Here is a 10,751-nt window from a genome sequence, read left to right as displayed (position 1 = left end):
GCCGGCGGCCGCCTCCGACGGTGGCCCGCACGGCGATCGGGGAGCACAGGTGCGGGAAGCGTCGGCCGCGCGGGCCGGCCGGCTGGGGCAGCAGGTGGCGTCGTGAGCGTGTCATCGCGGTCCCAGACCGGCCCGGCCGACCGTCCCGACCTTTCCGCTGCCGGTTCTGCCGCCGCCGATCGTCCCGATATCGATCCTGCCGCCGCCGGCCGTCCGGTGGCCGCGCTGCCGGTCGTGGACGTCTCCGACGACGCGCTCGCCCAAACGAGCGCGCGACTCGCGCTCACCGCCGAGGAGTACGACCGTTCCGCGGAGTTCCCCTGGAAAGGCGTCCAGGCCGTGCACGACGCGGGCCTGCTGCGGCTGGGGATCGCACCCCGCTACGGCGGCCAGGGCCTCAGCGCCACCGACAGCGTCCGGGTCCTGCAGTGGCTGGGCCGGGGCGACCCGTCGGTCGCCCTGATCACAGCGATGACGATCCTCCAGCACGTGCTGGAGGACATCGACCCGTGGTGGCCGGAGGATCTCTACCGCACCGTGGTCGACGACTCCCGCCGGCGGCCGGTGCTGCTGAACGCCATCCGCGCCGAGCCGGAGTGGGGAGCGCCCGCCCGCGGCGGGCTGCCGGCCACGAAGATCCGGCGGACCGCCGCCGGCTGGCTGCTCAACGGGCACAAGGGCTTCGCGACAAGCTCGGAAGGCCTTGCCTACCACCTGGTGTGGGCGGCCACCGAGGACCCCGACCCGCTGCTGGCGCACGCCGTCGTCCCCGCCGACACCCCCGGTATCGAGATCGTGCGCACCTGGGACCACCTCGGGCTGCGGGCGAGCAGCACGCACGACGTCATCTACACCGACGTGGAGATCCCTTTCGAGAACTTCCGCGGCGTGCCCCTCTCCGAGCAGCGCGCCGACCCGGGCCTGGGTGCTGTCGGGATCGGCGTGCCCGCGCTGTACATCGGGGTGGCCCGGGCCGCGCAGGAGTTCTTCCTGCGTTTCGCCAACGAGCGCATACCCACCTCGCTGGGACGTCCCATCGCCACGACCGAACGGATCCAGACCATCGCCGGCGAGATCGAGGCGCAGCTGGTCCAGGCCGAGGAGATCGTCTACGGGGTGGTCCGTCGTTTCGACGAGGGTGACCCCAGCGCGTCGCAGCGCTTCCTCGTCGCCAAGCCGTTGGTCGTGCGCGCCGTTGTCACAGCCGTGCAGACCGCGGTGGCGGCGATCGGCAACCCGGGCCTGACCAGGCACAACCCTCTCGAGCGGCACCTGCGCGACGTCTACTGTGCCCGCGTCCATCCGCCGCAGGAGGACTCCGCCCTGCTGCTCGCCGGGCGCCAGACGCTCACCGCCGCGCGCTGTTAGAGCCACATCCAGGGCCACGTCAGCTCGACCGAGGCCCCGTCCGCAGGTGCCCTCAGAGCACCCGGCAGCAGCCCGGACCGCACCCGGCCGCACCCACACATGCACTCACAACCCGTGGCGTGCGGCCGCCACCACGAAACCGTTCCCTGTTCGACCGGTTCCGGAATTCCGGAATCCACCTGACCTGTTCACGGAAGACAACTCTGGGAGTCATATCCTGATGGCCGTATCGTGGCGTCGCCGAAGTGGCGAGGACACCGACAGAAATATCAGCGGCAGCGCCGACGGAAACAGTGCCGACGGAAACAGCGCGGGCCGACGCCGCCCGCGCTGGCGGGCGGCGACCACCTCCCTCCTCACCGTCGCCTTCCTGGCCGCCTGCGGGGGCGGGGACGGCGGGAGCGGCACGAACGCCGACAACGCGCAGCCCGTGCCGGGCGGCCGGTTGAAGATCGCCTTCTGGGCGGACTTCCAGGGCTGCATCGACCCCAACCAGGTGTACTGGATCGAAAGCCGCAGCATCGACCGCAACTTCGCCGACTCGCTGACCGATCAGGACCCCAGGACCGGTGAGATCGTCCCGTGGCTCGCCACGAGCTGGACGGCCAGCCCCGACGCCCGCGAGTACACCTTCACCCTGCGCAAGGGCGTCACCTTCAGCGACGGCACGGCGCTCGACGCGTCCGCGGTGAAGACGGCCCTCGACGGGGTGCGCGACCTCGGCGCCAAATCGACCCTGGGCGTGACCTACCTCGCCGGCTACGAGTCGTCGACCGTCGTCGACCCGCAGACGGTGAAGGTGAACTTCAAGGTGCCCAACGCGGCGTTCCTGCAGGCGACGTCCACCACCACCCTGGCGATCCTCTCGCCGGCCACCTAAAAGGAGACCGCCGAGGCCCGCTGCGCGGGCAAGGTCATCGGCTCGGGGCAGTTCGTGCTCGACAGCTACACCGCAGCCAAGGCGGCCAGGCTCAGCCGGCGCGCGGGCTACGCGTGGCCGAGCGCGCTGGTGAAGAACAAGGGTGACGCGTACCTCGACGGCATCGACGTCAGCTACATCGCCGAGGACAGCGTCCGGGTGGGCAGCCTGACCACCGGCACCATCGACGTCGCCTGGCCGCGGCTGCCGATCACCTCCGCCGACCAGGAGGTCATCAAGGCCGCGAACGGCGTCATCGAGACACGCTCCCTGCCCGGCATCAGCGCGCAGATCGTGCCCAACGTCAACAGGGGCGGCCCGCTGGCCGACCTGAAGGTGCGCCAGGCGCTGTACAAGGCGATCGACCTGAAAAGCTACGCGTCCACCGTGTACTGGGACAGCTACCCGGTGGTGAAGGGGCCGTACGACTCGACGACGCCGTACGCGGCGGACCTGTCCGCCAAGCTCGCCCACGACCCGGCCGGGGCGGCCGCGCTGCTGGACAGCGCCGGCTGGGCCAAGGGCCCGGACGGCTACCGCTACAAGGACGGCCGGAAGCTGACGCTGACCTACCTCATCACCGCCTCGACCCCCGGCGAGCAGCTGCTCCAGGACCAGCTCAAGAAGAGCGGCATCGACCTGCAGCTCAAGGTCGTCACCAGCGCGCAGCTCACCCAGCTGACCACCGCCGGCGAGTTCGACCTCGCGGGCAGCTACCTGACCCGGGGTGACCCGAGCGTGCTCGGGTCGACCCTCGACCGGGCCGTCACGAAGAACTACGCCACCGTGTACTCCCAGGACGACGCCACAGCCGCCGAGGTCAGCAAGCTGTTCGCCCGCGGGCTGAACACGATCGACCCCGCCCAGCGGGCCGCGGCGTACAAGGATCTGCAGGACTACCTGATCGACCACGGGGTCGTCTTCCCGACCTACGACCGGGTGCAGGTGGTCGGGCTGTCGAACAAGGTCCACGGGTTCGCCTGGACCTCCGAGAGCTTCCTGCGCGCCAACGACATCTGGCTGTCGAAGTGACCTGGCGGTCATGATGCCGAGAACACCGAGAACACCGAGAATGCTGAGAACGCCGAGACGGTCGTGATGCTCAGATATCTCGCCGGTAGGTTCGCCCAGGCACTGCTGGTGCTCTGGGCGGCCTACACGGTCACCTTCGTCATCCTGCACGTGCTGCCGAGCGACCCGATCACTCTGCAGCTCGCAGCCGGCGGGGTCGACGTCAGCCAGCTCACCCCGGACCAGCTGCACTCCATGGAGGCGCGGTATGGGCTCGACGAGCCCGTACTCACGCAGTACTTCGGCCGGCTGTGGGACGCCCTGCACCTCAACTTCGGCATGTCGCTCACCCAGAACGTCTCCGTCGGCAGCCTCGTCTCCGACCGGCTGCCCTCGACCATCGTGCTGACCCTGGTCTCCGTCGGGCTCTTCCTGGTGTTCGGCGTCGGGCTGGCCTATCTGGCCTCCTACGTCCAGTGGCGGCCGGCCCGGGTGCTGCTCAGCCGGCTGCCCGCGGTGGGCATCTCACTACCGACGTTCTTCGTCGGGCTGCTGCTCATCCAGGTGTTCGCCTTCTCCCTCGGCTGGTTCCCGGCCAGGGGCACCGAGGGATGGCGCAGCGTGGTGCTGCCCGGGGTCACCCTGGCGCTTCCCGGGTCGGCGATGCTCGCCCAGGTGCTCATCCGCAGCCTCGGCGACACCTGGCAGGAGCCGTACATCGTCACCGCCAGGGCCAAGGGGCTGTCCCGCTGGGCCATTCAGTTGCGGCACGCGTTCCGCAACGCGGCCCTGCCCGCGCTCACCCTGCTGGGCGTGCTCGTCGGCTACACGGTGACCAACGCGGTCGTCGTCGAGACCGTCTTCTCCCGCAACGGGATCGGCCAACTGGCCCAGCAGGCCGTCCTCGGCCAGGACGTGCCCGTCGTCCAGGCCGTCATCGTCATCGCGGCGGCGATCTTCGTCGCTGTCAATCTGGTCGTCGACCTGCTCTATTCGTTCCTCGACCCTCGTGTCGCCCACACGGCCCGGGTCACTTAGGGTCACTGAGGCAGGAATCATGTCCGAGAACATCCTGGTCAAAGGCTCGGAGCAGGCCGCTCCGGGTGTCCCGCCGGCCCCGGTTCCGGCTCCCGCCGCNGGCTCCCGCCGCGGGCCCGGCGTCGGCCGCGGGCGGTGCCGCGCCCGTCGCCGGGAGCGGGCCCATCCGAACGGATACCGGCGGCGGCCACACCGGTGAGCGACATCCGGCGGGCGGACACCTCCGGCGGTCCGCGGTGTTCGAGGTGGTGCGGCCGTTCCTGCGCCGGCCGGGGTTCGTCCTCGCCGCCGCGTTCATCGCGTTCGTCGTGGTCTCGGGCCTGTTCCCCGGGGTGTTCACCTCGTACGACCCGACAGCGACCACACCGGCGGAGAAGCTGCGCGGACCAGGCCTGGACCATCTCTTCGGCACCGACGAACTGGGCCGGGACCTGTTCTCCCGGGTCCTCCACGGCTCGACCCTCACGATCAGGACCACCGGGGGAGCCGTTCTGATCGCGATCGTGGCCGGGCTGGCGCTCGGGGTCGTCGCCGGGTTCCTGGGCGGGTGGATCGACAGCCTGCTCATGCGCACGGTCGACGTCGCGCTCGCCCTGCCGCTGCTCCTGCTGGCGCTGGCGATCGTCACCGCGCTGGGCTTCGGGATGCTGCCGATGGCGATCGCCGTCTCGGTGGGCATCATGCCGGGGTTCGCGCGGACGACCCGGGCGGAGGTGTTCCGGGTCAAGGGGCAGGCGTACGTCGAGGCCGCCCGTACCGGCGGCGCCTCATGGATCAGGGTGATGTGGCGGCACGTCCTGCCGAACTCGTGGGGCCCGGTGATGGTGCTGGCCATCCTCGACTTCGGCACCGCCGTGCTGAGCATCTCCTCGCTGAGCTTCCTGGGCTTCGGGGCCCCGCCGCCCGCCGCCGAGTGGGGGACGCTGATCTCCAGCGGCCGTAACTACCTGGTCACCAGCCCATGGCTGTCGCTGCTGCCGGGCCTGTTCGTCGGCCTGGTCGTGTTCAGCCTCAACCACGTCGCCCGAACCCTGGAGGAGGTGCGGTCGTGAACGAGGGAGCGACGCGGCGAACCGGGGACGGCGTGAGCGAAGGAGCCGAGGGAGCCGGCGCGAACATCGTGGAACTGTCCGGGCTGTCGGTCGGCTACCGCAGTCGGGGGCGGACGGCCCTCGCGGTCGACGGCCTGGACCTTACGATCGTGCCCGGCGAGACCGTGGCCGTGGTCGGCGAGTCCGGCTCGGGCAAGAGCACCACCGCCAACGCCATCCTGGGGCTGCTGCCCGCCAACGGGCAGATCGTCGCGGGTTCGATCCGGGTGGCCGGCACCGACATCACCACGGCCCGTGAACGCACCCTGCGGGCGATCCGTGGCAACGTCGTCGGGCTCGTCCCGCAGGATCCGATGGTCGGCCTCAACCCGACGATGCGCGTCGGCGGCCAGGTGGCCGAGGCCGTCCGCCGGCGCGGTGTGGACAGGCGGCTGGTGTCCGCCGAGGTGATCGAGGCCCTGGAACGGGCCGGGCTGGACGAGCCGGTGCTGCGCGCCCGGCAGTATCCGCACGAGCTCTCCGGTGGCATGCGGCAGCGGGTGCTCATCGCCATCGCGCTGGCCGGGCATCCCCGCCTCATCGTCGCCGACGAGCCGACGAGCGCGCTGGACGTCACCGTGCAGCGCACGATCCTCGACCATCTCGGGCGTCTCGTCGCCGAGACGGGCACCTCCCTGCTGATCATCACCCACGATCTCGGGATTGCCGCCGACCGGGCCGACCGGGTGGTCGTCATGCAGCACGGGCGGGTGGTCGAGCGCGGCGACCCGGAGTCGGTCCTGCTCGCCCCCCGCGACCCGTACACCCGGCACCTCATCGAGGTGGCCCCTGCGCTGTCGCACTCCGGGCAGGTAGTCCCCCGCTTCACCGGGATCGCCCCGGCAGCGGAGATCCTGCGGCTGGAGGCCGTCACCAGAGATTTCCGCCTGCCTCGGACGTCTGGCGGCAACCGGGTCCTCCGGGCGCTGGAGGACGTCACGCTCTCGGTGCGGGCCGGGCAGACCCTGGGCCTGGTCGGCGAGTCCGGCTCGGGCAAGACCACCGCGCTGCGTATCGCCATGGGCCTGGACAAGCCCACCAGCGGACGGGTGCTGCTGGACGGGAAGGACATCACCTCCGCCGGCTGGTCGGAGCTGCGGCCGCTGCGACGGCGGTTCCAGCTCGTGCACCAGAACCCGTACTCCTCGCTGGACCCACGGTTCAGCGTCGAGGAGAGCATCGCCGAACCCCTGGTCTCCTTCCGGATCGGCGACCGGGCCAGCCGGGCCGCCCGGGTCCGTGAGCTGCTCGACCAGGTCGCTCTGCCGGCGGATTTTCGCGAGCGCAGGCCGAGGGAGCTCTCGGGCGGGCAGCGCCAGCGGGTGGCGATCGCCCGGGCGCTCGCACTCGGGCCCGAGCTGGTCTTCCTCGACGAGCCCGTCTCCGCGCTCGACGTCTCGGTGCAGGATCAGATCCTGGGGCTGCTCACCGGGCTGCAGCAGGAGCTCGGGGTCAGCTACTTCTTCATCTCCCATGATCTGGCGGTCGTCGCCCAGATCTCGCACGAGGTCGCGGTGCTGCGCCGTGGCCGGGTCGTCGAGAGCGGCTCGACCGCGGCCGTGTTCGCCGCGCCCGAGCAGGAGCACACCCGTGAGCTGCTCGGCGCCATCCCCGGGCAACGGTTCGCCGCCGCGCTGGCCGCGGCCGCCCGACCGGCCGGGACTCCGCCAGGAGAGGCCGGGACTCCGGCAGGATCGGAGTAGGCCCAGCCGGGATCAGCGAAGGCTGCGAATCAACTGTGACGGAAGGTGAAAGTCCTGTGATGGCCAACGAATCCGCTGTGACGACGAACAAGAGCTCCGGGGCGGCGGCCGGCCCGGGCCGATCCGGCCGGTCGGCGGTGCTCGTCGACGCCAAGAGGTTGCACGACGAACTGTCGTCGGTCACGCCACCGCTGCTGCTCGACGTCCGCTGGGCTCTCGGCGATCCGCATGGCCGCGAGCACTACCGGGACGGGCATCTGCCGGGCGCGGTCTACGTCGACCTCGACACCGAGCTCGCCGCCACGCCGGGCGGGACCGCCGGCCGGCACCCGCTGCCCGACATCGCCGCGCTGCAACACTCGGCCCGGGCCTGGGGGCTGACCGCCGGGCGGCCGGTGGTGGCCTACGACGACAACGGCGGGCAGTCGGCGGCTCGGGCGTGGTGGCTGCTGCGCTGGGCGGGCGTGGCCGACGTGCGCATCCTCGACGGCGCCCTGACCGCCTGGCGGGAGGCCGGCTTCCCGCTCGAGAGCGGCGAGACCGTCCCGGCGTCCGGGGATGTCGTGCTCACCGCCGGGCACCTGCCGGTGCTCGACGCCGACGGCGCCGCCCGCCTGGCCGGCACGGGTGTCCTGCTCGACGCCCGTGCGCCGGAGCGTTACCGCGGCGAGGTGGAGCCGGTCGACCCGCGCGCCGGGCACATCCCCGGCGCGGTCAGCGCGCCGACCGGGGAGAACCTGGACGGCGGCGGGCACTTCCTGTCCGGGGAGCTGCTGCGCGCCCGCTTCAGCGCACTCGGTGCCGGTGACACGCGGTCGGTTGGCGTCTACTGCGGATCCGGGGTGACGGCGGCCCACCAGATCGCCGCACTCGCCGCGGCCGGGATCGACGCCGCCCTCTTCCCCGGCTCCTGGTCAGCCTGGTCCTCCGACCCCACCCGCCCCGTCGCCACCGGCCCCGGCTGATCCCCACGCCCCTTCCCCAGAACGAGTACGCAAGTGGCTGCCGTAGCAGNNGCAAGTGGCTGCCGTAGCAGCCACTTGTTCCCTCGCTATCATGATCGCTTCGGTTTTGGGGGATGTCGAGGCCGGCGCAGACCCGCGTCTCTTTCCCCGCGCTTCCTTCTCCCGTTGCTCCTCGTTGTCATGATCTCTCCAGGCCCGGCGTTTGTTGTCGGGGTGTTCGTGGCGATGTGGGGGTAGTTGTTGGTGCTGGCAGCGCCTGACCGTCCCGACGCCCGGTGCTCCGCTGGTCTACTCTGAGGGCGTCTCGACCGCCCCTGTGGATGACGTTCATCCGCAGGGGCGATTTTTTCTAAAATGGAAGATTTGCGACTGGTGTCGTGCCATCTGGAACTGGTCTTGGTCGTCCAGTGTGTCCGGGTGGCTTCCGACAACGTCGCCGGAGCCGCTTGGGCGCGGCGGACGGGCGGGCGTTGGCTGACATGACACCAGTCGGTCAGTCGACCAGCCGGCTGGCGGGTTCAGGCGACCTGTGTGCTGTGGCCGGCCGGGAGAGCGGTGACGAGTCGCAGGGAGCCGTGGAACTCGGGCTGGTTGCGTAACGCGCCGTAGCGACGGTCCCAGGCGCCTGATTCGAGGTCGTGGCGCAGTCGGGCGACCGCGCGCTCGGCGATGTCGGTGTCGACGAAGCCCCACACGGACTGGGAGCGGCGCACGGCCGGGTCGAGGAACGCCTCCGGGCGGGCGTAGTACGCCTCGGTGAACCCGTCCACGCAGTCGATCGGCACCGGGACGGAGGTCACCGTACTCGTGCCGCCGAGGACGGCACGGATGCGCTCGATGGGCGGGTAGCGTGGCCGGTCGGCCACGATGAGCTGCGGAATGTAGTCGGCCAGCCAGAACTGGTCGAGGGCATCGCCGTCGAAGGTGAGTATGACGACCGGTCCGCGGCTGACCCGGCGCATTTCCCGCAGCCCGCGGTCGGGGTCGGACCACTGATGGACCGTCACGGTGGCCATGGCCGCGTCGACGCTGTCGTCGTCGAACGGCAGTTCCGCGGCGGTCGCGTCGATCGCGGGAGCAAGGTGGCGCGGCCGTTGGGAGCGCATCGTCGCGGACGGCTCGACCGCCACGACGTGGCGGTCGGCCGGTTCGTAGGAGCCTGCGCCAGCGCCCACGTTGAGCACGGTCCGGGCATCACCGAGCGCGGCGTGGATCAGGACCGCGATACGCGGATCGGTACGGCGCTGACGAACGTAACCGTCGCCGTGCGCCTCGTAGTCGAAATCCCCCACGGCCCCCGCGACGTGGACAGGCATCAGCGGGCTCTCCCGAAGCGTCGGTCAGATGGCCACACGTCCTGATTACATCAGGATATTGAGATTGAGGGATTAAATGGTCGTGATAGCAGCCGTTTTTCCCTCAGTCTCGTGGTTCGGTGATCCTAGCTCATACGGGTGACGGCGACTGTGACTCCGAGTGACGTCGATGCGCCGCCGGAGTAGACGCCGAGGAGGGGCGGGACGTCGTTGTAGTCCCGGCCGCGGGCCACGACCACGTGTTGTTGCCCGGCGGGGACACCGTTGGTCGGGTCGAAGCCCCACCAGTCGCCGAGCCAGCCCTCCACCCAGGCGTGGCTCTGGCCGACGACGGTCTCGCCGATCGTGGCGTCCGTGGACGGGTGCAGGTAGCCGGAGACGTACCGGGCCGGTAGGCCAACGGCCCGCAACAGCACCAGAGCCAGGTGGGCGAAGTCCTGGCAGACGCCTTCGCCCTGCTGCCAGGCGTCCACCGCGGACGTGTGCACGCCGGTCGTGCCGGGCCGGTAGGTCAGGCGTTGCCGAACCCATTCGCCGACGGCCGGGACGAACTCGGCCGGGGTGTGGCGCGCGGCGAGTTCACGGGCTGTCTCGGCAAGTTCCGGATGGTCCGTGGTGAAGCGGCTCGGACGGATGAACTCGACGAAGCGGTCCGTGATCGACCCGTCGGCGAGGGCCTGCCAGTTCGGTCCGTCGCTCGGTCCCGGCCGGGCGGGGGCGGTGCGCACCACCGAGCGGCCGGTGACGACGAGCTCGGTGTGCGGGGTGTGGAGGTCGAACGCGGTGACCTGCGTGCCCCAGTAGTCCCAGTAACGGTAGGTGGCCGCCGTCGGCTCGGTGCGCACGGTGGCCTCCAGGGTGAGCTGGCCGGCGGCGGTCTGCGGGATGATCCGGGTCTCGTTGTACGAGGAGATCACCGGGGCCGCGTACCGGTAGCCGGTGGAGTGCTCGATCCGGATCTGCCAGCTCACCGCCGCACCCCCGCCTGCCCGCCGGCCCCGCCCTGGCCCGCCGCCACGCCGTTGTCGCTTTCGCCCGCCGCCACGCTGGTGCGGCTTTCGCCCGCCGTCACGCCGGCACACCCGCCGTCATGTGTCGCCGCCCGCCTACCTGCCCTCGTGCCCGGCGTCATGCCGCACACCGTCGCGTCCGCCGTCATACCAGTACCTCGGTTGTCCAGGAGCGGGGGGCGTTGCGGGCGAAGTAGCGGTGCGTGACCGCCTCGCTGACCGTGGAGCAGGTGCGCTGCAGCGACACCAGCAGGTCGGGCATGTCGTCGACCAGCTCGTCCACGCTGCGGAACTCAAGTTCGGTGCGGGCCCGCCCGACGATGCGGCGGG

General features: G+C 71.0%; 8 protein-coding genes and 2 pseudogenes (1 of these 10 only partly in view). 6 read left to right on the top strand and 4 right to left on the bottom strand.

What is annotated here, in order from left to right; genetic code table 11:
- Positions 1-102: 102 nt before the first annotated feature.
- The 6 genes and pseudogenes from FrCorBMG51_RS07620 to FrCorBMG51_RS07595 all read left to right on the top strand — a co-directional run.
- The gene (locus FrCorBMG51_RS07620) at positions 103-1,368 is read left to right on the top strand and encodes an acyl-CoA dehydrogenase family protein (RefSeq protein WP_086055310.1); all 1,266 of its coding nucleotides are present in this window, start codon (positions 103-105) and stop codon (positions 1,366-1,368) included.
- A 220-nt stretch (positions 1,369-1,588) separates the two neighbouring features.
- A pseudogene (locus FrCorBMG51_RS07615) lies at positions 1,589-3,319 on the top strand (ABC transporter substrate-binding protein).
- Between the two features lie 66 nt (positions 3,320-3,385).
- Positions 3,386-4,336: an ABC transporter permease gene (locus tag FrCorBMG51_RS30810; protein WP_047222397.1), complete on the top strand. Its 951-nt coding sequence runs from the start codon at positions 3,386-3,388 to the stop codon at positions 4,334-4,336.
- A gap of 236 nt (positions 4,337-4,572) precedes the next feature.
- Positions 4,573-5,388, top strand: a complete 816-nt coding sequence (locus FrCorBMG51_RS30805) for an ABC transporter permease (RefSeq protein WP_338052705.1) — start codon at positions 4,573-4,575, stop codon at positions 5,386-5,388.
- Positions 5,385-7,130, top strand: a complete 1,746-nt coding sequence (locus FrCorBMG51_RS07600) for a dipeptide ABC transporter ATP-binding protein (protein ID WP_086055309.1) — start codon at positions 5,385-5,387, stop codon at positions 7,128-7,130. The genes FrCorBMG51_RS30805 and FrCorBMG51_RS07600 overlap by 4 nt, the downstream gene beginning before the upstream one ends.
- 125 nt (positions 7,131-7,255) lie before the next feature.
- Positions 7,256-8,095, top strand: a pseudogene (locus FrCorBMG51_RS07595) (sulfurtransferase); the annotation flags it as partial.
- Between the two features lie 518 nt (positions 8,096-8,613).
- On the opposite strand, the gene FrCorBMG51_RS07590 reads toward FrCorBMG51_RS07595, so the two are convergent.
- From FrCorBMG51_RS07590 to FrCorBMG51_RS07575, 4 genes are all read right to left on the bottom strand, one after another.
- A complete protein-coding gene (locus FrCorBMG51_RS07590; RefSeq protein ID WP_047222396.1) occupies positions 8,614-9,411 on the bottom strand; it encodes a class I SAM-dependent methyltransferase in 798 nt (265 codons plus the stop codon).
- A gap of 125 nt (positions 9,412-9,536) precedes the next feature.
- On the bottom strand, positions 9,537-10,382 hold the full coding sequence (locus FrCorBMG51_RS07585) for a transglutaminase family protein (RefSeq protein ID WP_047222395.1): 846 nt from the start codon (positions 10,380-10,382) through the stop codon (positions 9,537-9,539).
- A complete protein-coding gene (locus FrCorBMG51_RS07580; RefSeq protein ID WP_047222394.1) occupies positions 10,379-10,570 on the bottom strand; it encodes a hypothetical protein in 192 nt (63 codons plus the stop codon). The genes FrCorBMG51_RS07585 and FrCorBMG51_RS07580 overlap by 4 nt, the downstream gene beginning before the upstream one ends.
- Positions 10,567-10,751, bottom strand: partial view of an alpha-E domain-containing protein gene (locus FrCorBMG51_RS07575; RefSeq protein WP_047222393.1) — the end only. The gene runs 793 nt beyond the window's last position; the window shows 185 of its 978 coding nt (coding positions 794-978); its start codon lies off the right edge, out of view; it ends in the stop codon at positions 10,567-10,569. Before FrCorBMG51_RS07575 ends, FrCorBMG51_RS07580 begins: the two co-directional genes overlap by 4 nt.

Source organism: Protofrankia coriariae (genome assembly GCF_001017755.1).
Lineage (GTDB): Bacteria > Actinomycetota > Actinomycetes > Frankiales > Frankiaceae > Protofrankia > Protofrankia coriariae.
Note: the sequence above shows the minus strand (reverse complement) of the source record. Positions and strands in the feature narration are given on the sequence as shown.

Coding starts and splice junctions, on each gene's coding strand:
- FrCorBMG51_RS30810 (WP_047222397.1), top strand. CDS start 3,386: ATGCTCAGATATCTCGCCGGTAGGTTCGCCCAGGCACTGCTGGTGCTC.
- FrCorBMG51_RS07590 (WP_047222396.1), bottom strand. CDS start 9,411: ATGCCTGTCCACGTCGCGGGGGCCGTGGGGGATTTCGACTACGAGGCG.
- FrCorBMG51_RS07580 (WP_047222394.1), bottom strand. CDS start 10,570: ATGACGGCGGACGCGACGGTGTGCGGCATGACGCCGGGCACGAGGGCA.